We start from the raw sequence: 23218 nt of genomic DNA on the forward strand, positions 1-23218 counted from the left end.
ACTTTACTGGTTGAGAAATTATATAATTGCTTTTGTGTAAAATATCGCAGCCTATGTGGACACCTTTACGACTTTATTTTATTCCTCGGATATCCCGATGGTGCATCTTGTAACCCGCTGCTGCTAGGGCGAAGGTGCATGAAAATAAAATAATCGTGACTGCTGTATCACAAACTGTTTTTATTTTACCAAAATAAAAACACGAGGAGGAGTCATTCATGGCTCGTTATACCGGCCCAAGCTGGAAACTATCCCGCCGTCTTGGAATTTCACTAAGCGGCACAGGTAAAGAATTAGAAAAACGCCCTTACGCACCAGGTCCTCATGGTCCTAACCAGCGTAAAAAGCTTTCCGAATACGGATTGCAGCTTCAAGAGAAGCAAAAACTTCGTCATATGTATGGAGTTACTGAGCGCCAGTTCCGCAACCTGTTTGACAAAGCAGGCAAAATGACTGGTAAGCACGGTGAAAACTTCATGATTCTTCTTGAATCGCGCCTTGACAACGTTGTTTACCGTCTTGGTCTTGCTCGCACTCGCCGTGCAGCACGCCAGCTAGTAAACCACGGTCACATTCTTGTTGACGGATCCCGCGTTGATATCCCATCATACCGCGTAGCTCCAGGACAAGTAATCAGCCTTCGTGAAAAATCTCGCAACCTTGATGTTGTGAAAGAAGCAATCGAAGTGACTAACTTCGTACCAGACTTCTTGACTTTTGATGCAGACAAGCTTGAAGGAACATTCACTCGTCATCCTGAACGTTCCGAGCTTCCAGCTGAAATCAACGAAGCGCTGATCGTAGAATTCTACTCTCGTTAATAAGACAGCCCCTCTGCAGCTTGCAGAGGGGTCTTTTCTTAGCTGAATAGCTATATGGTGACCATCACACAAAAAATGCTTGCAGAAAAAATTTTTTCCGCAAACTGAGATGAGTTTCACTACAATTTGAAATGCCCCCAATATCAGGAGGCATTCTTTTTTAATATTTAATAAGAAAATATTTTTTCTTTCCGCGGCGGATGATGGTAAACTTCCCTTCCATCCTGTCTGCCTCTCCAACTATATATGCCGTATCTGTCACGCGCTCTCCGTTCAATGATACAGCTCCATTTGCGACATCTTCACGAGCCTGGCGCTTCGATGGAGAAATTTTCGCCTCGACAAGCAGGTCTACAAGGTTGAGATTTGACTCCTTGTACGCTGTAAATGAAGGCACATCCTTGAAGCCCTGTTCAATTTCAGCAGCAGAAAGATTTTTGACATCGCCGCTAAATAATGCAGCTGAAATCTTGATAGCTTGCTGCAATGCTTCTTCTCCGTGGATCAGCCTTGTCATTTCCTCTGCAAGCGTCTTTTGGGCCTTGCGAAGATGCGGCTCTTCCGTTACAGAAGTTTCAAGCATCTCGATATCTTCCTTTTTAAGAAAGGTGAAGAATTTAAGGTATTTCACTACGTCAGCATCAGCAGTGTTGATCCAGAATTGGTAGAACTCATACGGAGATGTCTTGTCTGGATCGAGCCAAATAGCACCGCTTTCTGATTTTCCAAATTTAGTGCCATCTGCTTTCGTAACAAGCGGGATTGTCATCCCGTAAGCCTTGGAACCTTCTGGAGCCATCTTCCGAATCAATTCCAATCCTGTTGTGATATTTCCCCATTGGTCGCTGCCGCCGATCTGTATTTTACAATCATGATTTTCATACAAATGTAAGAAATCCATTGCTTGCAAGATAGTATAAGTAAACTCAGTGAAAGAGATTCCACTGTCAAGACGGGAAGCAATCGTATCTTTAGCAAGCATGTAATTGACTCCGATGTACTTTCCGAAATCGCGCAGGAATGTTACCACATCAAGTTTACTTGTCCAATCATAGTTATTCACCATGACAGCGCAGCTTTCGCCTTCCATATCAAAAATCTGTTTCAACTGCTTCGTAATACCTGCTACATTTCGGTTCACATCTTCCACTGTCTGCAGCTTCCGCTCTTCACTTTTACCGCTTGGATCCCCAATCATGCCCGTTGCACCACCGACAAGCACAATCGGACGATGGCCATTGTTCTGGAACCTTCGGAGAGTCAAGAACGGCAATAGATGGCCAATGTGCATGCTGTCAGCTGTCGGATCAACACCACAGTAAAGAGAAACCTTCTCCTTACCAAGAAGCTCAGCCATTCCATCTTCATCTGTTTGCTGGTACACTATACCCCGCCATTTTAAATCATTTAATAAATCCATCTTTGAAATTCCTCCTGCTTCTTTTTTGCAAAATAAAAGCGCCCTGCAACATGTGCAGGGACGCTTGTATGCGCGGTACCACCCAGCTTGAAAACAGGCTTACTGTTTTCCTCTTAAAACGATAACGGCAGTGCCGTCCGCAAAAAGTCACCTTCCTGCAGAAGCTCCGGGGTGTAATTCGCCCTTCCATTTGTACCGGCTCACAGCAACCGCCGGCTTTCTGAATACAGAGATGGAAGCGCTACTGTTTTCCCTTCAGCGCTTTGTCAATTATAAAGATATTAAAACTTTTTTATCATAATTCTCTTATCTTTGTCAAATTACTTTTAAAAAAAGAATATGAAAGCGTGTATCAATACATTGCTTTCATTATGCTATAATATAGGATATTTCAGGGGGTATGATACTATGAACCAAGAAAAAAAGAGCTGGAGAGAATACTGGAAATCTCTTCAAACTTTTATCACGGATAAACAAACATTGAGAAGAGCAAGGATTTCCTATGGAATCATCTGGAACCTTCTGCTTATTCTTATGATTGTAATCTTAATTGGTGCTGGATTCGCTGGCGGCGCAGGAGCAGGATACTTTGCATCGCTGGTAAAAGATGAACCAGTACGCTCCTATAAAAATATGAAGGAGGAGATTTACAATTACGAAGAAACTTCAAAATTATTTTTTGCTGATAATATTTATCTAGGAAAAATGAGAACGGATCTCTACAGAGAAGAAGTGAAGTTGGACGATGTTTCACCATACTTAATAAATGCCGTAATCGCAACAGAAGATGAATATTTTTACAGACATGATGGTGTTGTGCCTAAAGCAATCCTTCGCGCAATCTTGCAAGAAGCAACAAACTCCTCAAGCCAATCAGGAGGCTCGACCCTCACACAGCAGCTCATCAAGAATCAAATTCTAACCAATGAAGTTTCCTTTGAACGTAAAGCAAAAGAAATCCTGCTTGCGCTTCGCCTGGAGAAATTTTTCGACAAGCGGGAGATTCTTGAAGCATACCTCAATGTAGCAACCTTTGGAAGGAATGCTTCTGGAAAAAATATTGCCGGTATACAAGCTGCTGCAAACGGCATTTTTGGTAAAAATGCCAAGGACTTAACATTGCCGCAAGCAGCATTCATTGCTGGACTTCCGCAAAGTCCTTTTGGATATACGCCCTTCTCCAGTGACCACGGTAAACAAAAAGAAGATTTATCACCTGGCCTTATGAGAATGAAGACCGTCCTTACCAGGATGAAATCGGGCGGGTATATCGATGACAAACAATACAAAGAAGCAATGGCGTACGACATTACGAAAGATTTCGTCAAAAAAGCCGATGACGGAAATACGATCGAAAAATACCCATATTTAACATTCGAAATTGAAAAACGAGCAACGGAAATCCTGGCAAAAATTCTCGCAAAAAAAGATGGTTATGATGAAAAGGATTTCACGAAGGATCAAAACCTCCGAAAAGAGTACATGAACATTGCAGACAGAAATTTGCGCCAGAGCGGTTATTCCATCCATACAACGATTAATAAAAACATATACGATCGGATGCAGGAAACAGCTGTAAACTATCCGCACTATGGAAATGCAAGACCTGAGCAGGTACGCAATCAAAAGACCGGGAAAATCGAAACAATAATGGAGCCTGTAGAGCTCGGTGCAACGCTGATCGAGAATAAAACCGGAAAGATTCTGAGTTTCGTAGGAGGCAGGGACTTTAAGCGGGAACAGGTCAATCACGCAACAGATGCATTAAGGCCAAACGGTTCTACAATGAAACCGCTCCTTGTTTATGCTCCTGCAATGGAGCTAGGAACGCTGCATCCTGGATCTGTCCTGCCTGATGTAGAAGTCTATCTCAACCCAAACAACCCCGGTGTTCCTTGGCCAAAAAACTATGATTTGAGATACAGCGGTGTGACTTCCGTCAGACAAGCTCTCACCAAGTCATATAACGTACCGGCTGTCATTGCCTACAAGAACATCCTTAACCAAAATCCGGCATCCTTCCTTGAAAAAATGGGTTTTTCTTCTCTTAAAGAAGATGATTTTTATTACCCTGCCGCGGCATTGGGATCAATTAGCAGTGGTGTCACTGTTGAAGAAAATACAAACGCATTTGGCACATTTGCAAATGGCGGAAAATTTATCGATGCATATTTAATCGATAAAATTACCGACAGGGAAGGAAATGTAATCTATCAGCACACGATTGCCCCTGTCGATGTGTTCAGCCCGCAGACATCGTTTTTGACGATCGATATGATGCGCGATGTCATCAACAGAGGAACTGCCACCGCCGTAAAAAGCAGACTTAAATTCCAATCAGATTGGGCCGGGAAAACAGGAACGGGACACGAATATTACGATTCATGGTTTGTGGCAACAAATCCAAATGTATCCTTCGGCGTCTGGATGGGTTATGATACCCCAAAATCACTAGAAAGGTACTACAACGGATTAACATATGGCGTAAGGACGAATTACTTGTGGGCAGACTTAATGAACGCAGCCTATGATGCTGCTCCAGAAATCGTGGACCCGCCGCAAAGCTTCCAGATGCCAGGAGGAATCGTCAGAAGATCATACTGTATGGTTTCAGGTCTATTGCCATCTGATGCCTGTTCCAAGGCTGGTCTTGCCGCTTCAGACTATTTTATCGCAAAGCATGCACCGTCTAAAGTCGATGACTCCCTGAAAGCAAGCAAATTTGTCACAGTGGGCGGCAAAAGCTATTATGCGCTCGACAGCACTCCTGCAGAGTTTGTTGAAACAGGGGGCGTAGTTCTTGACCCCACATATATGGAAAGCCTTATAGGACATCGAATCAGTAATCCTGCCCAGCTTCTGCCACAAAGAGAGGACTGGTCGAAAAAACTCGTAGCAAGTGCTAAACTCAACGACAACGGAAGAACACCCGCACCACCAAAACTTTCTGCTGCCGGCGGGAAATTGCAATGGGGAACGCATCCTGAAGGAGATGTCGTTGGTTATCGGATTTACCGGAACGGTAAGAAAATTGCCAGTATCAAAGCAGGTACTTCGCTATCTCATGCAGGAGGAAGCGGCGAATATTACATTACGGCTGTAGATGTAGCAGGACGAGAGTCAGGGCCATCAAATACTGTAAAAGCTGCGGAAAAACAAGAAAAGAAAAAGCAAAGCAAAGATTCCGGCAAGAAAGAAAAAGAAGTAAAGAAAGATACCTCGAGTATCACCCAACAGAAGCCACAGAATAGATAAAAGCAAAAATAGAGCCGCCCATCTTTTGCAGGATGAGCGGCTCTGTTTTTCCCCATTAATCTTCCATTGTTGACAGATCACCTGTCGGTAAATCTAGCTCCCAGGCTTTCAGCACGCGGCGCATGATTTTACCGCTCCGTGTCTTCGGCAGCTTCTCACGAAAATCAATTTCCCGTGGTGCTGCATGAGCAGCCAAACCTTTTTTCACGAACTGCCGTATTTCTTCTTTCAGCTCTTCAGACTGTTCATATCCTTCCCTTAAGGCAATGAAGGCTTTGATTATCTCTCCCCTCACCGGATCAGGCTTGCCAATCACTCCTGCCTCAGCGACTGCCGGGTGCTCTACAAGCTTGCTTTCCACCTCAAACGGGCCAACGCGTTCTCCTGAGGTCATAATAACATCATCAATCCGCCCTTGGAACCAGAAATACCCGCTCTCATCCATATAGGCTGAATCACCCGAAACATACCAATCTCCAGGCATGAAGTAGGACTCGAACTTTTGTTCATTATTCCAAATTGCCGACATCATGGATGGCCAGCCCTTCTTAATGGCAAGATTCCCCATTCTATACGGCGGCAGTTCATTTCCCTGGTCATCCACAATCGCTGCCTGCACGCCTGGTATCGGCTTACCCATGGAACCTGGTTTTATTTCCATACAAGGATAGTTGCAAATAAGCTGTGCTCCTGTTTCCGTCATCCACCATGTATCATGTATGCGCAAGTGGAACACCTTCATCCCCCATCTTACCACTTCGGGATTAAGCGGCTCCCCAACGCTTAAAATGTGACGGAGCGATCCAAGACGGAATTTTTTCACTACCTCATCCCCTGCTCCCATGAGCATTCTGAAGGCAGTCGGGGCGCTGTACCAAACTGTTACACCATACTCCTCGATCATTTTGTACCATGTTTCAGGATTGAAGCGCCCTCCGATGACTACATTTGAAGTTCCGGTCAGCCATGGACCGAAAATACCGTAGGATGTTCCAGTCACCCAGCCTGGATCAGCTGTGCACCAATAAACATCTTCCTCCTTCAAATCCAGCACCCATTTTGCTGTCTGATATTGCTGCATCATCGCATTATGAACATGGAGAACACCTTTAGGTTTTCCAGTCGAACCGGAAGTATAGTGAAGAATCATTCCGTCCGTCCGCTCCACCCATTCCATTTGCAGATCTCTAGAGGCTTCAGCTAGCTTATGATTGAAATCAATCGTTTGGCTTGATTCTTCTACGTCATTGCCGACAAGGAAAATTCTCTTTAAAGCAGGCAGTTCTTCAACAGGTACTCGTTCTAGCAGTTCCGGTGTCGTAACAAGTACTTTCGCTTCGCTATCGAAAAGACGGTCTCGAACAGCTCCTTCCATGAAAGCCTCAAACAAAGGCCCTACAATGGCACCAAGCTTTATGGCACCAAGAATAGCAAAATAAAGCTCGGGTGACCTAGGCATGAAAATAAATACTCGGTCCCCCTTTTCCACGTCTCCATAAGCTTTAAGGACATTACCTGCCTTATTTGTCAGATCCTTCATTTCTTTGAAAGTGTATTTTTCCTTCCGAACCCCATCCTGGTAGTAGAGCGCAATCTTATTCTTTCTGAACCCGATTGCATGCCGATCAATTGCCTCATAAGCCATATTGACCTTTCCTGTCTCATGCCAGCTGAACTCCCGTTTCGTATCCTCCCAGTTAAAATCGCTGTACGCTCGATCATAATCTGCTAAATTATACTCGCCCTTGATAGCTGGCAAGGCTTCCACTTTCATATCCCCATCCCCCTTGCAATGATGTTTATCAAACATTATAGTATAATTTGCATCTTTTCTCAATTTTTAAAAAATTTACTTCTACAAACTCTATTGTATTCGTATATTACAGAAAATTTCGTTAAATCTCTTTTTAACCTTGGAATTTATGTATAATAGTGGTATGCATATTCGTATTCGGGTGGTGAACTAATGGAACATATAAAGACCTATAATGCAAAAGTATTGAAAACCTCTTACGGTCCCGTCATCATTGAGGGGCCAATCTCTCCTGCTCAGCTCGCAGGCCATAACTTCCATTCAGATTTGGTAGCATTCCGCCAACCCGCACAGCAGCACAAAGCCCTTGTCGAAATAGCTGGCCTTCCCGAGGGAAGGATTATCGTAGCTAGAAGCGGAGATACGGTAGTAGGTTATGTTACCTTCCTTTATCCCGATCCTCTTGAGAGATGGTCGGAAGGAAAAATGGAAGATTTGATTGAACTTGGGGCTATTGAAGTGATACCTAAGTTCAGGGGATGCGGAGTCGGAAAAGCGCTTTTGACAGTCTCCATGATGGATGATGCAATGGAAGACTATATCGTCATCACAACCGAATACTATTGGCACTGGGACTTGAAAGGAACCGGTCTGAATGTATGGGAATACAGGAAAGTAATGGAAAAAATGATGAACGCTGGTGGAATGGAGTGGTTTGCAACCGATGATCCAGAAATCAGCTCGCATCCTGCAAATTGCCTTATGGCAAGAATCGGGAAAAGAATTCCCCCCGACTCTGTCCAACAATTTGATAGATTACGGTTCAAGAACCGTTTCATGTACTAATAAACGAAATCGTTCAGTTAGGAGGATAAGGATGATTGTTGAAGAAATCATGAAGACGGAGGTTGCCACCTTATCACCTGAAAACACTATCGAGGATGCCGTCAAGCTGATGGAATTAAAGAAAATACGTCATCTTCCCATCCTTTGTTTGGATGGGAAATTAGAAGGCCTTGTTACAGATCGGGATATCCGGGCTGCTATGCCTTCAATCTTTGAGCTTGGAGAAAATAGTTGGGAACTGCAAAAACCTTTGCGATCAATAATGAAAAGGAATTTGATCACAGGGCATCCTCTCGATTTTGTGGAAGAAGTTGCAGCACTTTTTTATGAACATCATATTGGATGTTTACCAATCGTATCAGATGGGAAACTGGCAGGCATTGTAACTGAAACAGACATGCTCCATACGCTTGTTGCATTGACAGGAGCCCTTCAGCCTGGCTCCCAGATAGAGATTAAAGTTCCAAATAAGTCAGGGATGCTCTGCAATATTGCATCTATCATCAGCGAACGTAAAGCGAATATACTAAGTGTCCTTGTTTATCCTGACAGAAACGATGAAAACAGCAAGATTCTGGCGATTAGAATCCAGACGATGAATCCAATAGCTATCATTGATGATTTAAAAACAGCTGGTCATCATGTGCTTTGGCCCAACCTTCCGGGTGTTTCTTCATGAGCGGGCGCTCTGTTTTTGTCTTTTCCGAAGAACTGTTAAACTACAGATTTAACGCAAACCACCCTTTCAATCAGCAGCGTTTGAAACTAACGCTGGATTTGCTCAAGAAAAACGGGAGCATATCGGACAATGATATTATTGCTCCCAGGACTGCTTCCATGGACGAACTGTGTCTCGTCCATGACCCGGAATATGTGCAAGCTGTCATGAAAGCCGGCAAAGGAGAACTATCCGCAGAAAAAGGGGAAAGTTATGGACTTGGTACAGAGGATACTCCTGTTTTTCCGAATATGCATGAGGCAAGTGCGCTTTTAGCAGGAGGTACACTGACAGCCGTAGATGCTGTTATGGAAGAAAAAGCGGAGCACGCGTTACATCTGGGCGGAGGGCTTCACCATGGATTCCGGGGAAAAGCGTCTGGATTCTGTATTTACAATGACAGTTCCGTTGCGATCAAATACATGCAGGAAAAATATAAGGCAAGAGTGCTATATGTGGACACAGATGCCCATCATGGAGACGGCGTTCAATGGTCTTTCTATGATGACCCTGATGTTTGCACTCTTTCGATTCATGAAACCGGCCGCTATCTCTTTCCCGGTACTGGAAATGTAAATGAGCGAGGGCAAGGGAAAGGCTATGGGTTCTCCTTCAATATTCCGGTTGATGCTTTTACGGAAGATGAATCATGGCTAGATGCCTACTCACAGGCAATAACAGAAGTGGCTGATTTTTTTAAACCAGATGTTATTCTTACCCAAAATGGAGCAGATGCCCATTATTTTGATCCACTCACCCATCTCTCCTCCACGATGAAAATATTCAGAGAAATACCGAAGCTGGCGCACAGAGTCGCACACCAATACTGCAACGGACGCTGGATTGCTGTAGGCGGGGGAGGCTATGATATTTGGAGGGTCGTTCCAAGGGCATGGGCACTAATATGGCATGAAATGACCGAAAACTCAAATTGTTATGGCAGTTTGCCGAAAGAATGGTTGGAAGAATGGCAAATTTCAGCTCCTATCATTCTTCCTAAAGAGTGGGACGACCCGAATAATTTGTATGAACCAATCCCAAGGAAACCAGAGATTACGGAGAAAAACGCCAAGACTTTGGAAAAAGCACTATACCCAATCCGGAGCCATAAAAAATTGCCCACAACTTAAAAACACCCATTCCGAGATGGAATGGGTGTTTATTCTATTGTTTCGTTGATGCCCTGTATTCAATCCGATGAGGAAGAGTAACGGTATGGCCATGGACCGCTTCTTTATTCATCAACTTAGTCAACAGCCTCATTGCCACTGCACCAATGTCATAAAGCGGCTGAACGACACTTGTCAACTGCGGCCTTACCATCAATGCCATCCTCGTATTATCAGAGCTGATCACTTCAAAGTCGTCAGGCACATTGTAGCCATTGTCCATTGCACCGTGCACAACGCCAAGTGCCATTTCATCGGATGCAACAATGATAGCCGTCGGTTTTTCTTCCAATTCTACCAGCTTTTCAATTGCCTCAATGCCTGAGTCATATGTATAATCTCCCTCAAGGATGAATTCATCTTGCACTGATATGCCGCTGTCCTGCAAAGCTCTTTTGTATCCTGGCAGTTTCTTATCGTTATTAATTGGTTCACGCAATGGTCCAATGACAAACGCAATCCTGTTATGTCCCTTTTCAATCAATGCTTTAACTGAATCGTACGTGGCAGTTTCGTAATCGATATTCACCGATGGAATTGATTCTGTCTCTTCGATGGAACCAGCTAAAACAATCGGAACTGGAGACTTTTTAAATTCTTCTACATGCTCCTCCGTAATGTTACCACCCATGAATACGATACCATCAACTTGTTTTCCAAGCATAGTGTTCAAAAGGTGAAGTTCTTTTTCTTTATTCTGGTCCGAATTACTGAGGATAATATTGTATTTGTACATGGTTGCAATATCTTCAATTCCTCTAGTAAGTTCACCGAAAAACGGACTGGAAATATCGGGGATGATGACACCGACAGTGGTAGTTTTTTTGCTCGCAAGCCCCCGAGCCACTGCATTTGGCCTATACCCAAGGCGATCAATCACTTCCATTACTTTCTTCCTCGTAGCAGGTTTTACATTCGGATTTCCATTGACTACCCGGGAAACCGTTGCCATTGAAACGTTAGCTTCTCTTGCTACATCGTATATCGTAATATTCACTAATTCCATTCACTCCTTCAATTCTTGCTTAACCATATTGTTTATTTTAGAACAAAACATGGCTGAATCAGCATTTTATTAGATTGTGATATGTCAAACATAATTAATTATACTTTATCATACGACATGCAAGCCCCTCAAGCAATGTTCAAACGAGAGAAAGTGTAATTTTACGGCAAAAGCCTCCCCAAAAAAGGAGAGGCTTCTACTGCACAGCAACTTTAAAGGCTGACGAAGGATGATTTCTTTATTTGTGAAACAAACTCATCAAACTGCTTCAAATCCATTTGCTGTGCATTATCCGACAAGGCAACGGCAGGATCCGGATGAACCTCTGCCATTACACCATCTGCCCCAATAGCAATCGCGGCCTTGGCTGCAGGCAGCAGAAGATCCCTCCTTCCGGTGGAATGCGTCACATCAACCATGACAGGCAAATGGGTTTCCTGTTTCAGAATTGGGACGGCAGAAATATCAAGCGTATTCCGCGTTGCACGTTCGTACGTCCGGATTCCACGTTCACAGAGAATGATTCTTCCATTTCCCTGAGCCATTATATATTCAGCAGCATTAATGAACTCTTCTATTGTGGCAGAAAGACCACGTTTTAACAGTACTGGTTTGTCGGCAGCTCCTGCAGCTTTCAATAATTCAAAGTTCTGCATATTTCTTGCACCAATTTGGATGACATCCAAATATTCCATAGCGGTTTCAATGTCATTAGGGTGTACAATCTCGCTGATGACACCAAGATTATACTCTTTTGCCACGCGCTTTAATATCTTCAAGCCTTCTAATCCAAGCCCCTGGAAGTCATATGGGGAGGTCCTTGGCTTGTATGCCCCTCCACGCAAAAGCTTAAATCCTTTTTCTTTAACACTTTCAGCCACCTTTGCAACTTGCTCGTAGGATTCGACAGAACATGGCCCAAACACAAAGTGTGGCAAGCCATCACCGATTCTTTCCCCATTCACTTCGACAATCGTATCCTCAGGTTTTTTCTTGCGTGAGACAAGCAATGCTTTACGATGGTCATCAGCTTGAAGTTCGAGACCAGCCTTAAAGATCTCCTTAAAAATATGCTCAATTGTCGAACTTTCAAACGGTCCGTTGTTGTTCTCTTTAATGGAATTGAGCATATCCCGCTCTCGGACAGGGTCATAGCGGTATACTCCCTGGGTTTCCTTAGCCCGCCCGATTTCCTGAACTAAAAGTGCTCGTTCATTGATTAGGGAAAGAAGCTGCAAATTTAATTCGTCTACTCGTTGTCTTAGCTGATCCAGTTCATTATTGCCCAATACTCCCCCGTCCTTTCATTTATCTTGCTCATTTTATTATTAGGTAATTATAAATCATTAAACATGAAAAGTCATCAGATTTCTTTATTAATTAAACGCTTTTCAGCGTTAAAGCATACAGGAAAATACTTACAATAAAAGCACCCATGGGACAGGGGTGCCTCAGTTCTTTCCTTCAAATACTTCCGTAAGCGCATTTTCCGTCACTTTCCAATGAGATGCATGCCAAACCGGCTGACCTTCATGAAAGAAAATGGCCTGGGGAGATTCATGTTTGATGCCGTACTCTTCGGCAATATGGTCAGACAAAAGCCGAGCTTCCTGTACCGCCAAGTAATAGCAGTTGACTTCTGGCAACCCGGAAAACTTCTCCATTTCTTCAAATGCCGATTGGCTGATTGGACACGTCAAGCTATGCTTTAACAAAAAAAGCGGCTGCGCTTGTTCCATTAATGTTGTGAAATCTGCAACTGTTTCCAGTTTGTTTATCATTTCTCCCACTCCCTTTNCTGTTGAATGAAACGGTCCGTCACGGTCGGGATTCCTAATTTCCTTTTCCCTTTGCCGTCTGGTTTCGGGATTTCGACTCGACGGACGGGGGAAGGGACATAGGTTCCCTCGGCAAGGGATTTGCGCAGTTCGCTCCAGTTATCCACGATATGTGCGCGCAGAGCGGTGACGGGCATTCCGTCCACTCCATGCTTTCCCTTGTTCTTTTCTACTCTTTTAATCGCGTTAAGTAGATTTTCCCGTGACAGGATTCGTTCCATTAACATTGATATAACCTCCTGCGTAAATAGGGTTTCTGTTTGTGTTCTTCCATTCTCCACCCTGTCCTATTGACCCCCATGGATTCACCATTTCTTTCAATAGACAGGTTTCTCTGTTTTCTGTTTCACTGAATGGCAAGATTCGCCTAGCCCCTATTTTCCATAACTGGTTCAGCCCTTCCTTATCCTCTTAAGCGGACAAGTACTATGGCTTCTGCTGACGCCTGCCGTTCAACCTACCCTCACGGATAGGCTTACCGCATGAGTACGGCATTCCGACAGGTTCTCCCCGGGTAAGAGTACAGACTTTCCTTCCACGTCTCCGCCTCATTTACTCTGTGGCACCTTCGGCAGTAAGGGCTTTGTCTTGTTTTGCAGACTCACCCAATGCCACCTAGCCTTATATGAGGTTCGTGTTCCTCGGAGCGGAAGTTTGCCGCCGACTTCCTTCAGATATAAGGGTCGCCCCTTATACCCTTGTCTTGAGCTACAGCTACTACTGCCTTCACTGTTCAGGACTTTCACCTTAGAGCCTGTACCCATGCCGGGCACACAAAAATAAACGGTGAAGTAATTTTATCACTTCACCGTTTTGAAGACAAATTTACTGATTCAATTTATTTTCCGTTTCATCAAAAGCCTTTTGAGTCTCAGCGAGTTTCCTTTGAATTTCTTCTCCAGTCGCTGTATGGGTGCTTGTCATGCTGCTAGTTTCCGCCATTGACGTGGGAACCTGTTGCAAGTCTTCTGCTGGTCCGTTGTTCCCGCCTTGTTTTCCACTCTTAACTTTATTGATCAAGTCAGCGGACTGTTTTGTTAAAGTACTAGCCTTGTCCTTTGCAGTAGAAGCGAGCGAGCTTCCTTTTTCCATTGCAGTTTCACGAAGCTTTTCCGTTTTTCCAAGAAGCGCAGTTGTCTGATCGTTGAGTGTTGACCGCATCTCCCTTCCTGATTTCGGTGCAAGAAGAAGTGCTGCAACAGCACCCGCAAGCCCTCCGATAACGGCTCCTGTAACAAAATCCTTTGAACCTCTCTCATTGTTCACTTTATTATTGTATTCTCTGTTCATGTACATTCTCCTTTGCTTAGTAATTTGCCCTTTCCCTCTTACCTGTTAGGATTTCTTCATGATCAAGCTCGTGTGAAACAGGAGCAGTTCGGCGAGCTTTCCATTTATCCTTCAGTTCAAGAAACACATTGCTCCACTGGACAACTTGGGAAATCTTGTCTTGATTTTTATCAATTTGTTGATTTACAGCAGCTGAGATGCTATGAATCGATTGATTGAATTTCTGGACAGAATTGCCAACATCTTTTACAGCATTGACCACACCGTTCAAGCTTTCCGATTTACGCTGGATATCATCGGCCAATGTATTGGTCTTATGTAGCAATTGAGCCATTTCTTTCGTTACTCCATCAAGCTGTCTTTCCAAACCTGAAAGGTTATGAGCAGCGCTGTCCAGCGTTGCCTGCAGGGATTTCAACGTCTTTGCCAAGTAAATGACGAGAACTAGAAACGCAACCGCGATGACAGCAACGCTCAAGTACAAAATGATTTCCATTTCAGAACACCTCCATTAACTTACTTCTTTCTTACCCCCAGGATAAGTACATAAAACCATATCGTTCCTTTGTATTCCCTTAACAGCCCTTCCCCATTCCTCCTATTTTTATCATAAGGATTAAGCTCTGCAAAATCCAGCAGTTTCAGTTACAATAATAGTATGTTTTTTAAAAAGTCAATAGGGGGTTAAAGGATGAAAGATCCACGTATTGAAAAATTGGCAAAAAATTTGATTCATTACTCTGTAAACTTGAAAAAGGGCGAAAAGGTACTCATTGAAAACTTCGGCTTGCAACGTGAGCTTGTAACGGCGTTGGTGAAGGAAGCATACGAAGCAGGTGGCCTTCCATTCGTTCTGTTAAAGGATCAAGGTGTCGACAGGGCTCTGTTGATGGGGGCCGACGAGGAACAATATAATATGATGGCTGACTTCGAAGCTAATGTGATGAAAGAGATGGATGCCTATATCGGACTGCGCTCAGGGAATAATATTAACGAGCATGCCGATGTTCCGGACAAAAGTATGAAACTCCATAGTTCTACCATTGGTAAAAGAGTACATGGGGATATTCGCGTCCCGAAAACAAAATGGGTCGTATTGCGTTATCCGACAGCATCGATGGCACAACTGGCCAAAATGAGCACAGAATCGTTTGAAGATTTCTACTTTGAAGTCTGTAACCTGGATTATGGAAAGATGGATAAAGCGATGGACAGTCTGAAGAGCTTAATGGACCGGACAGATAAAGTCAGGATAACAGGACCTGGGACAGACATCCATTTCTCCATTAAGGACATTCCTGCAATTAAGTGTGCCGGGTTGGCTAACATTCCTGACGGAGAAGTATACACAGCTCCGGTGCGGGAATCTGTAAATGGAACTATTACTTATAATACGCCTTCCCCATATCAAGGTTTTACCTTTGAAAATGTGAAGCTGACTTTTAAGGATGGAAAGATTGTCGAAGCTACCGCCAATGACACAACACGCATCAACCAGATTTTTGATACCGATGAAGGAGCGCGCTATATCGGCGAGTTTGCAATTGGAGTCAATCCTTATATCCAACACCCGATGCAGGATATTCTCTTTGATGAAAAAATTGATGGAAGCTTCCACTTCACCCCAGGGCAATGCTATGATGAAGCATCCAACGGAAACCATTCCAACATCCATTGGGACATGGTGAACATCCAACGACCAGAATACGGCGGAGGGGAAATATATTTTGATGATGTACTAATCCGAAAGGACGGCAGATTCGTTCTACCAGAACTAGATGTCTTGAATCCAGAAAATTTAAAATAGCAAAAAAGCCATCCATTGCCAATCTTGCGTGCCAGGTGAAAGCGAAGCACCTCGAATGGCAATCAACAGACCTATATAGAGAAAAAAACAGACAAATTCGATGGATATCGAGTTTGTCTGTTTTCTAAGGCTCGTTTGAGCTGCCTTCTTCGTTATTATTCATATCTAAGAGAGTCTATTGGGTCCAGCTTAGACGCTTTGTTAGCAGGGAGCAGGCCAAAGATAATCCCGATGATCATGGAAAACAACAGCCCGCCAACAACTACCTGCCAGGAAACAAGCGATGGCCATCCTGCGAAAGCGCTGACCAATGATGCAATTCCCCACCCAGAAAAAATACCAATTATACCTCCAACGAGCGTTAAGGTAATCGATTCTATTAAAAACTGGGTCATCACTTGACCTCTTGTAGCCCCTAAGGCCATCCTAATCCCGATTTCTCTTGTCCTTTCGGTAACAGAAACTAACATGATATTCATAACCCCTATTCCACCAACAAACAGTGAAATACCGGCAATACTCCCGATAATCATCGTCATGATTCTTGTGACCTGGCCAATACCTTCCGTAATTTCCTCTATGTTGATAACTTGATAAGATTCCTTTGTTCCGTGCATATTATTCAGCAATTTGGCTGCTTCTTCTCCTACCGCCTTCAGTTCGTCGGCGGAATCAGCCTGCAGGGCCACTTGGGAATACTCACTTTTACCGTATACGGAACGCCATGTTTGCGAAGGAAGGTATACCTCAACTGATCCAAATGCGAACAAGCCACTGGGCTTCTCTAAAACACCGATCACTTCAACAGGTTGGTTGGCGATCCTGATAATTTCCCCAACAGGCGACCGTCCTTCAAACAGCTCCTCTTTTGCAGAGTGGCTGATCAGACCAACTCTTCTTCCGCTGAGAAAATCAGAAGAGGAGAAGTTTCTTCCCTTTTTTACTTTTAAACCATTCACTTCTAGGTATCCATTATTCATTCCAGTAACCGAAGCATCTACTGTCTTTTCCCTGAATCTTGCCGATGAAAACTCAGAGCTTGTTGCAACCACTTTTTTTACTCCTTGTATCCCCTCAAGCGCTCTTATATCCTCCTGCTTGAAAGGAGCTTGGGACAGGAGATTAGGGTTTGCTTCCATTTCTTCTTCGGGAGGCTGAAATAAGAGTTCAACCGTGTTTCCCGCTCCCGAAAATTGTTCTTTCAGCATTGCCTCTCCACCTTGTCCAATTGCTACGACAATAATTACCGCCCCAACACCGATGATGATACCAAGCATGGTAAGAATGCTGCGCATTTTGTGCGCCATCAGAGAGCCTAAAGCCATCCTTAAATTTTCGATAACGTTCACAGCTTCTCCCTCCTGGCACGGGCATCCCCATGTAAGACGACTCCATCCCTTACCAAAATGGTTCTCTCCGCATATTCAGCCACTTCAGGCTCATGGGTGACAACAATCAAGGTTGTACCTTCTTCGTTTAGTTCTCGGAAGAGCTCCATGATAGAAGTGCTCGTTTTCGTATCAAGCGCACCTGTAGGCTCATCCGCCAAAATTAACTTAGGACTATTTACGATTGCCCTAGCAATTGCAACCCGTTGCTTCTGACCTCCTGACAACGCATTGGGAAGATGATCCATTCTGTCAGCTAGGGCGACTTTTTCCAATGCCTTCCGCGCCCTTTCCATCCGTTCCTCTTTCTTAATTCCAGCATAAATCATTGGAAGCTCCACATTCTTCAAGGCTGAAAGCCGTGGAAGCAAATGAAATTGCTGAAAGACAAAGCCAATGGATTGATTGCGAACCCTTGCTAGTTCAGCATCCTTGTAGCCTGAAACATTTTCTCCCCCTAAGAAATACGAGCCTGCTGATGGCTTATCAAGACAGCCAACGATATTCATAAGCGTTGATTTCCCGGACCCTGATGGCCCCATAATGGCGACAAATTCTCCTTGGGAAATAGTTAGGCTGACATCATTCAAGACATGAACATTTTCTTTACCAACAGTATATGTCTTGGATACCGATTCAAGCTCGATCATCGGACATTCACTTCCATGCCATCCTTTAGGCGGTCTAGATTACCATTGGCTACTTTATCTTTTTCTGATAGGCCCTTTACAATCTCCACCTTGTCACCAGTGGCCATGCCCGTTTCTACTTTTTTCTTTTTAACAGTGCCATTTTTTACTATGTAAACATACTGTTTACCATTACTCTCCATAACAGCATCAACTGGAAGTAAGTCACCCTCCTTGCTTTCTGTCACGATTTCCATAATGACTTGGAATCCTGGCTTAAGCATCTCGGTATTACCCATCACCACTGCAGTTACTTTATACTGTACTGCTGCATTGCCTCCCGCCTCTCCTTCTTGAGATTGCTGGGGAAGCGTTGCAACCGTTTTAATTTCTCCTTCCCAATGCTTATCAGGCAAAGCATCCGTCTTAATTTTCACTTTTTGGCCTGCCTTCACTTTCAATGTATCAAATTCAGATAGAAACCCTGTTATAATCATATCCTCTAGTTTCCCTGCATGTACGATAGGTTCAGGCGCCTCTCCTTCAGCAAGAGGTTCTGTTCCTTCATTAACGGAAAATACCTTGCCGTCAATTTTACTTTTGACTTCAAGCTCCTCCAATTGTGCGGAAAGCTGCTCTTTTTGCAAGAGGCTTTGTTTCAAATCAAGTTCAGCCATTTTATTTTCCGTTTCAAGCTGTTCTATTTGGGCATCGATTTCTTTCTTTGCAGCATCTGCTTCTTCACCGCTGCCAAGTTCCTTTTTCTTTTCGTATAATGAGTTTAATTGTTTTTTGGTTTGATTGATTTTGAGATAAGAAGTTTCTATAGCAAGATTGTTTTTCTCTGCTTCTAACTCTGTTTCAGGATTCTCAAACTTAACGAGCACTGTATCTTTAGTGATATCCTGCCCTTCCTTAACCATAACTTCCTTTACTTTCCCCTTTTCAGGAGAAGAATAGACGATTTGCTCAGATTGGAGTTTCACAGTACCTGGGATCATGAGCTCCGATGACAGTTTTTCATTTTTCAGACTTACCGTCTCAACAGAGGGTGCTTTTGCAGACACCTGGCGAAATACACTTACACCGATCATGACTGCGAGGACAAGGATAATGCCGGACGCAATCCATACTTTTTTCTTTCTCATAGCGCAAACATTCCTGAAAGGCTTGCAAGACCTACTGTAATAAGGAATATAACTACAACGACAGTCCAGGACAAACCTTTAGAAAGGTTGGCAACTCGCTGCAGACCAATCGCTGTTAGTACCAAGCTCCAAATGGAAAACACTTCAATGGCAGATAAAACGCCCGGCTTCGTCTCGTTTACAAATCCACCAACAGATGTCACTGGAACTTCAGGGACCGAATCAATCACCAAACCTAAAAGGCCGTTCAACAACTGACCTGCAATACCAATTACAAGTATATACACATTCATTGACATCATTTGCTTGAATTTAACTTCCGAACCGGCAATCTTAGCAATAGCAAGATAGATTGCACTAGAAATTAAAACACCAATTATCGGGTATAAAACACCGGTAAAGATTGCCGTGATTTTCGTAAAGCCAACCATGGCATCTGCCATACTTGAATCAACACCGCTTTTAATCATATAATCGGCATCAATCTGCGAGGCAGCGGCAAAAGTAGAAATGGCAGCGATAACCGTTATCAGCAATAATGGAATCCAGATTCTTGGATTAGCTTTTATTCTATCAAACTGCACCCCTGGGCTTGTGAACATACCAAGCAATGATGGCTTGGCCGAAATCATATTTGTTTCTGTTTGTGTTTCCATAGTAATATTCCTCCTTCAATGTTCCTATATAAATACTACGTTGATCAATTACTTTAAGTTTCACGAAATATGCAATTTTTTCCGAAACCCTTCCAAAACTACCTTTCTACCTGAGAACGCACCAGAAATTGCCTTTTTACTGATCCGCATTAAAGAATGCAACCAATAGAGATAGGGGGAGGTGACTAACCTCCGTCCCTCTCACACCACCGTACGTACGGTTCCGTATACGGCGGTTCCAGTTATGTCTGACGCTGTATGTCATATCTTGCAGAAATACTTTTTAACCCTAGGGAAAGCCAGTAGGCTTTCCCTAGGGTTTTATGAAGAATTGGGCTCTTGGATATTCTCCAATAGGCTTTCCTCGTATTTCCCCATTCGTAAGCTTTTCCTCTTGGTACACCCAGTTCGATGAGTTTCCTGACTTTGGTTCGAGGAAGTTTCCATTCCTTCCACCTAATCATTCGCATTCTTCGATTTAGCCAGCCTTCCAGGCTAACAATTACTGACCGGGTATCAGCCAGGTGGTAATAGTTGACCCACCCCACTAGATATTCATTTAGGATATGAATCCTTGTCTCCATAGAGATTGAACTTCGCCTGCTAGTCAATTTCCTAGCTTTATCCTTAAACCGTTTTATTGCTTGAGGTGATATTCTCACCTTCGGTTTTAGGTTGCTTGTGAAACTGAAGCCGAGAAATTTTCTCTTCCACGGTCGGTCTACGGCACTTTTCTCCTTGTTCACCTTCAGCTTAAGCTTCCCCTCTATAAAATGAGTCATTGCTCTCATTACTCTTTCTCCAGCCCTTTTGGATTTCACATAGATGTTGCAATCATCCGCATACCTGACAAACCTGTGTCCTCTGCGCTCTAATTCCTTATCCAGTTCATCCAGGACTATATTGGACAGGAGGGGGCTTAATGGTCCTCCTTGCGGAGTGCCTTCCTGGTTCGGACTGAGAAGTCCGCCTTCCATAACACCCGCGGTTAGGAATCGTCGAATCAAACGGAGTAAGGATTTATCCTCTATTCTCCCGGCTAATTTACTCATTAACCTGTCGTGGTTAACCTTATCGAAGAACTTTTCGAGGTCAATGTCTACCACCCATCTATATCCTTCTTCCATGTAGCTTTGCGCTAGTTTGACTGCCTGGTGCGCCCGCCTGTTCGGCCGGAACCCAAAACTACTTTCAGAAAAGCCTGGGTCGTACATTCTGGTAAGCACCTGGGTTATTGCCTGTTGAATGAAATGGTCCGTCACGGTCGGGATTCCTAATTTTCTTTTCCCTTTGCCGTCTGGTTTCGGGATTTCGACTCGACGGACGGGGGAAGGGACATAGGTTCCCTCGGCAAGGGATTTGCGCAGTTCGCTCCAGTTATCCACGATATGTGCGCGCAGAGCGGTGACGGGCATTCCGTCCACTCCATGCTTTCCCTTGTTCTTTTCTACTCTTTTAATCGCGTTAAGTAGATTTTCCCGTGACAGGATTCGTTCCATTAACATTGATATAACCTCCTGCGTAAATAGGGTTTCTGTTTGTGTTCTTCCATTCTCCACCCTGTCCTATTGACCCCCATGGATTCACCATTTCTTTCAATAGACAGGTTTCTCTGTTTTCTGTTTCACTGAATGGCAAGATTCGCCTAGCCCCTATTTTCCATAACTGGTTCAGCCCTTCCTTATCCTCTTAAGCGGACAAGTACTATGGCTTCTGCTGACGCCTGCCGTTCAACCTACCCTCACGGATAGGCTTACCGCATGAGTACGGCATTCCGACAGGTTCTCCCCGGGTAAGAGTACAGACTTTCCTTCCACGTCTCCGCCTCATTTACTCTGTGGCACCTTCGGCAGTAAGGGCTTTGTCTTGTTTTGCAGACTCACCCAATGCCACCTAGCCTTATATGAGGTTCGTGTTCCTCGGAGCGGAAGTTTGCCGCCGACTTCCTTCAGATATAAGGGTCGCCCCTTATACCCTTGTCTTGAGCTACAGCTACTACTGCCTTCACTGTTCAGGACTTTCACCTTAGAGCCTGTACCCATGCCGGGCACACAAAAAGAGGATCTGGAATATTCATTCCAAACCCTCTTTTTGATGTTATTACTGATGAAGCTGTTTTTCGTAGGCTGCTTGGAACTTTTGAATGTCTCCAGCGCCCATGAAAAGAATGACAGCATTGCTATGTTCTTTAAGTATTTCCATTCCATGTTCTGAAATAATTTCAGCTCCTGGAATTTTTTCTCTAAGATCTTCAATCGAAAGCTTTCCATGATTCTCTCTTGCAGAACCAAATATGTCACAAAGGTATACTTTGTCAGCCATATTGAGGCTATCAGCAAACTGTTGTAAGAATTTTTGAGTCCTTGTAAATGTGTGTGGCTGGAATACTGCTACAATTTCCTTATCAGGATACTTTTGATTAGCTGCATTAACAGTTGCTTTAATTTCGGTTGGGTGATGTGCATAATCGTCAATGATAATTTGATCTCCGATTTCTTTTTCAGAGAAGCGGCGCTTAACACCTTTAAAGGTGGAAAGGCCTTCTGCAATCATGTTTTTTTCCATTCCTTCATATTGGCAAAGAGCAATAACAGCAAGCGCGTTTAAAATATTATGATCTCCGTATGCAGGAACAGAAAAAGCTCCGTAGAAAGTATTGCGTACAAAGACATCAAAGGAAGTACCTTCCGTAGACTTGACAATATTCCTCGCTTGGAAGTCGTTTTCCTCTGCAAAACCGTAAAATAACACAGGTACCTTCGCCTGGATTTTCTGCAATTGCTCATCATCGCCGCAAGCAAAGATTCCTTTTTTAACTTGCCAAGCCATGTCCTGGAAGGCAGAAAAAACATCATCTATATTTGCAAAATAATCCGGATGGTCGAAATCAATGTTCGTCATGATTGCATAATCAGGGAAGTAGGATAAAAAGTGACGGCGGTATTCGCATGCTTCAAAGACAAAATACTCCGATTCCTTTTCCCCCTTACCTGTTCCGTCTCCAATCAGGTACGACGTTGGCTTTGCTCCACCCATGACATGCGCAAGAAGCCCCGTAGTCGAAGTCTTTCCGTGCGCGCCCGTAATACCAACACTGATAAAATTCTGCATAAAATCTCCAAGAAAGCGATGATAGCGAACAATAGGCAGGCCCTGCTTCATTGCCTCTTCAATTTCTTCGTGGGTGTCTGGGAAAGCATTGCCGGCAATGATGGTCATGCCGGGCTTTATATTCTCCTTTTGGAACGGAAGGATCTTTATTCCCGATTGTTCAAGGGCGTCCTGGGTGAAAAAATGCTTCTCTACGTCAGAGCCTTGCACTTCATAGTTCATATCATGTAGAATCTGAGCCAAAGCGCTCATTCCAGACCCCTTTATACCTACGAAATGGTAAATAGTCATATAAAGAACCTCCAACAAACGTCTGTATGTAACACAGTATATGAGCGGTGCTATTTGTTTGCTATTGCACCG

The 23218-nt window shown here is 43.8% G+C and carries 19 protein-coding genes, 1 pseudogene and 1 other annotated feature; of the genes and pseudogenes, 6 read left to right on the plus strand and 14 right to left on the minus strand.

Annotated elements, in window-relative coordinates; genetic code table 11:
* Positions 1 to 218: 218 nt before the first annotated feature.
* Entirely contained in the window at positions 219 to 821 is a 603-nt protein-coding gene (gene rpsD, locus BQ5796_RS11670; protein ID WP_071460401.1) for a 30S ribosomal protein S4, read from the plus strand.
* 160 nt (positions 822 to 981) lie between these two features.
* Here rpsD and tyrS read toward each other — a convergent pair whose 3' ends face one another.
* Positions 982 to 2241, minus strand: a complete 1260-nt coding sequence (gene tyrS / locus BQ5796_RS11675; protein WP_071460402.1) for a tyrosine--tRNA ligase — start codon at positions 2239 to 2241, stop codon at positions 982 to 984.
* 53 nt (positions 2242 to 2294) lie between these two features.
* Positions 2295 to 2509, minus strand: a binding site (T-box leader).
* A 140-nt stretch (positions 2510 to 2649) separates the two neighbouring features.
* Between tyrS and BQ5796_RS11680 the strand changes: the two genes are divergently transcribed.
* On the plus strand, positions 2650 to 5496 hold the full coding sequence (locus BQ5796_RS11680; RefSeq protein ID WP_071460403.1) for a transglycosylase domain-containing protein: 2847 nt from the start codon (positions 2650 to 2652) through the stop codon (positions 5494 to 5496).
* 55 nt (positions 5497 to 5551) lie between these two features.
* Here BQ5796_RS11680 and acsA read toward each other — a convergent pair whose 3' ends face one another.
* Positions 5552 to 7270 (minus strand): acetate--CoA ligase, encoded by a 1719-nt coding sequence (gene acsA, locus BQ5796_RS11685; protein ID WP_071460404.1) that lies wholly within the window; start codon positions 7268 to 7270, stop codon positions 5552 to 5554.
* Between the two features lie 192 nt (positions 7271 to 7462).
* Between acsA and BQ5796_RS11690 the strand changes: the two genes are divergently transcribed.
* The 3 genes from BQ5796_RS11690 to BQ5796_RS11700 are packed head-to-tail and all read left to right on the plus strand — an operon-like array spanning position 7463 to position 9943.
* Positions 7463 to 8095 carry a GNAT family N-acetyltransferase gene (locus BQ5796_RS11690; protein WP_071460405.1) on the plus strand — a complete coding sequence of 211 codons (633 nt, stop codon included), beginning with the start codon at positions 7463 to 7465 and terminating at the stop codon, positions 8093 to 8095.
* 31 nt (positions 8096 to 8126) lie between these two features.
* The gene (locus tag BQ5796_RS11695; protein ID WP_071460406.1) at positions 8127 to 8774 is read left to right on the plus strand and encodes an acetoin utilization AcuB family protein; all 648 of its coding nucleotides are present in this window, start codon (positions 8127 to 8129) and stop codon (positions 8772 to 8774) included.
* Entirely contained in the window at positions 8771 to 9943 is a 1173-nt protein-coding gene (locus BQ5796_RS11700; protein WP_071460407.1) for an acetoin utilization protein AcuC, read from the plus strand. The genes BQ5796_RS11695 and BQ5796_RS11700 overlap by 4 nt, the downstream gene beginning before the upstream one ends.
* A gap of 34 nt (positions 9944 to 9977) precedes the next feature.
* Here BQ5796_RS11700 and ccpA read toward each other — a convergent pair whose 3' ends face one another.
* The 6 genes and pseudogenes from ccpA to BQ5796_RS11730 form a co-directional block, all read right to left on the minus strand.
* The gene (gene ccpA / locus BQ5796_RS11705; RefSeq protein WP_071461279.1) at positions 9978 to 10979 is read right to left on the minus strand and encodes a catabolite control protein A; all 1002 of its coding nucleotides are present in this window, start codon (positions 10977 to 10979) and stop codon (positions 9978 to 9980) included.
* A 221-nt stretch (positions 10980 to 11200) separates the two neighbouring features.
* The gene (locus tag BQ5796_RS11710; protein ID WP_071460408.1) at positions 11201 to 12277 is read right to left on the minus strand and encodes a bifunctional 3-deoxy-7-phosphoheptulonate synthase/chorismate mutase; all 1077 of its coding nucleotides are present in this window, start codon (positions 12275 to 12277) and stop codon (positions 11201 to 11203) included.
* 162 nt (positions 12278 to 12439) lie between these two features.
* Positions 12440 to 12769, minus strand: a complete 330-nt coding sequence (ytxJ, locus tag BQ5796_RS11715) for a bacillithiol system redox-active protein YtxJ (RefSeq protein WP_200792881.1) — start codon at positions 12767 to 12769, stop codon at positions 12440 to 12442.
* 17 nt (positions 12770 to 12786) lie between these two features.
* A pseudogene (locus BQ5796_RS11720) lies at positions 12787 to 13053 on the minus strand (group II intron reverse transcriptase/maturase); the annotation flags it as partial.
* Between the two features lie 598 nt (positions 13054 to 13651).
* Complete coding sequence (locus BQ5796_RS11725; protein WP_071460411.1) at positions 13652 to 14116, minus strand: YtxH domain-containing protein; 465 nt, start codon at positions 14114 to 14116, stop codon at positions 13652 to 13654.
* Between the two features lie 16 nt (positions 14117 to 14132).
* Entirely contained in the window at positions 14133 to 14612 is a 480-nt protein-coding gene (locus BQ5796_RS11730) for a DUF948 domain-containing protein (RefSeq protein WP_071460412.1), read from the minus strand.
* Between the two features lie 195 nt (positions 14613 to 14807).
* On the opposite strand from BQ5796_RS11730, the gene BQ5796_RS11735 reads away from it, so the two are divergent.
* On the plus strand, positions 14808 to 15923 hold the full coding sequence (locus tag BQ5796_RS11735; protein ID WP_071460413.1) for an aminopeptidase: 1116 nt from the start codon (positions 14808 to 14810) through the stop codon (positions 15921 to 15923).
* 155 nt (positions 15924 to 16078) lie between these two features.
* Here BQ5796_RS11735 and BQ5796_RS11740 read toward each other — a convergent pair whose 3' ends face one another.
* The 6 genes from BQ5796_RS11740 to murC all read right to left on the minus strand — a co-directional run bounded on the left by BQ5796_RS11740 (position 16079) and on the right by murC (position 23146).
* Complete coding sequence (locus BQ5796_RS11740) at positions 16079 to 17272, minus strand: ABC transporter permease (protein WP_071460414.1); 1194 nt, start codon at positions 17270 to 17272, stop codon at positions 16079 to 16081.
* The gene (locus BQ5796_RS11745; RefSeq protein WP_071460415.1) at positions 17269 to 17961 is read right to left on the minus strand and encodes an ABC transporter ATP-binding protein; all 693 of its coding nucleotides are present in this window, start codon (positions 17959 to 17961) and stop codon (positions 17269 to 17271) included. The genes BQ5796_RS11740 and BQ5796_RS11745 overlap by 4 nt, the downstream gene beginning before the upstream one ends.
* Positions 17958 to 19088: an efflux RND transporter periplasmic adaptor subunit gene (locus tag BQ5796_RS11750; protein WP_071460416.1), complete on the minus strand. Its 1131-nt coding sequence runs from the start codon at positions 19086 to 19088 to the stop codon at positions 17958 to 17960. Before BQ5796_RS11750 ends, BQ5796_RS11745 begins: the two co-directional genes overlap by 4 nt.
* Positions 19085 to 19744: a YknW family membrane protein gene (gene yknW / locus BQ5796_RS11755; RefSeq protein WP_071460417.1), complete on the minus strand. Its 660-nt coding sequence runs from the start codon at positions 19742 to 19744 to the stop codon at positions 19085 to 19087. The genes BQ5796_RS11750 and yknW overlap by 4 nt, the downstream gene beginning before the upstream one ends.
* Before the next feature lie 242 nt (positions 19745 to 19986).
* Positions 19987 to 21249 carry a group II intron reverse transcriptase/maturase gene (gene ltrA / locus BQ5796_RS11760; protein ID WP_071460418.1) on the minus strand — a complete coding sequence of 421 codons (1263 nt, stop codon included), beginning with the start codon at positions 21247 to 21249 and terminating at the stop codon, positions 19987 to 19989.
* 595 nt (positions 21250 to 21844) lie between these two features.
* Positions 21845 to 23146 (minus strand): UDP-N-acetylmuramate--L-alanine ligase, encoded by a 1302-nt coding sequence (gene murC, locus BQ5796_RS11765; RefSeq protein WP_071460419.1) that lies wholly within the window; start codon positions 23144 to 23146, stop codon positions 21845 to 21847.
* Between the last annotated feature and the right edge of the window lie 72 nt (positions 23147 to 23218).

This window comes from Bacillus massilinigeriensis (assembly GCF_900111815.1).
GTDB lineage: Bacteria > Bacillota > Bacilli > Bacillales > Cytobacillaceae > Mesobacillus_C > Mesobacillus_C mediterraneensis.

Excerpts from the sequence above, each read along its gene's own strand:
- murC (WP_071460419.1), bottom strand. The coding sequence starts at position 23,146 with ATGACTATTTACCATTTCGTAGGTATAAAGGGGTCTGGAATGAGCGCT.
- rpsD (WP_071460401.1), top strand. The coding sequence starts at position 219 with ATGGCTCGTTATACCGGCCCAAGCTGGAAACTATCCCGCCGTCTTGGA.
- BQ5796_RS11695 (WP_071460406.1), top strand. The coding sequence starts at position 8,127 with ATGATTGTTGAAGAAATCATGAAGACGGAGGTTGCCACCTTATCACCT.
- ltrA (WP_071460418.1), bottom strand. The coding sequence starts at position 21,249 with ATGTTAATGGAACGAATCCTGTCACGGGAAAATCTACTTAACGCGATT.
- BQ5796_RS11735 (WP_071460413.1), top strand. The coding sequence starts at position 14,808 with ATGAAAGATCCACGTATTGAAAAATTGGCAAAAAATTTGATTCATTAC.
- BQ5796_RS11700 (WP_071460407.1), top strand. The coding sequence starts at position 8,771 with ATGAGCGGGCGCTCTGTTTTTGTCTTTTCCGAAGAACTGTTAAACTAC.
- BQ5796_RS11690 (WP_071460405.1), top strand. The coding sequence starts at position 7,463 with ATGGAACATATAAAGACCTATAATGCAAAAGTATTGAAAACCTCTTAC.
- BQ5796_RS11750 (WP_071460416.1), bottom strand. The coding sequence starts at position 19,088 with ATGAGAAAGAAAAAAGTATGGATTGCGTCCGGCATTATCCTTGTCCTC.
- BQ5796_RS11725 (WP_071460411.1), bottom strand. The coding sequence starts at position 14,116 with ATGAACAGAGAATACAATAATAAAGTGAACAATGAGAGAGGTTCAAAG.
- BQ5796_RS11730 (WP_071460412.1), bottom strand. The coding sequence starts at position 14,612 with ATGGAAATCATTTTGTACTTGAGCGTTGCTGTCATCGCGGTTGCGTTT.
- BQ5796_RS11680 (WP_071460403.1), top strand. The coding sequence starts at position 2,650 with ATGAACCAAGAAAAAAAGAGCTGGAGAGAATACTGGAAATCTCTTCAA.
- ytxJ (WP_200792881.1), bottom strand. The coding sequence starts at position 12,769 with ATGATAAACAAACTGGAAACAGTTGCAGATTTCACAACATTAATGGAA.
- BQ5796_RS11745 (WP_071460415.1), bottom strand. The coding sequence starts at position 17,961 with ATGATCGAGCTTGAATCGGTATCCAAGACATATACTGTTGGTAAAGAA.
- yknW (WP_071460417.1), bottom strand. The coding sequence starts at position 19,744 with ATGGAAACACAAACAGAAACAAATATGATTTCGGCCAAGCCATCATTG.
- tyrS (WP_071460402.1), bottom strand. The coding sequence starts at position 2,241 with ATGGATTTATTAAATGATTTAAAATGGCGGGGTATAGTGTACCAGCAA.
- acsA (WP_071460404.1), bottom strand. The coding sequence starts at position 7,270 with ATGAAAGTGGAAGCCTTGCCAGCTATCAAGGGCGAGTATAATTTAGCA.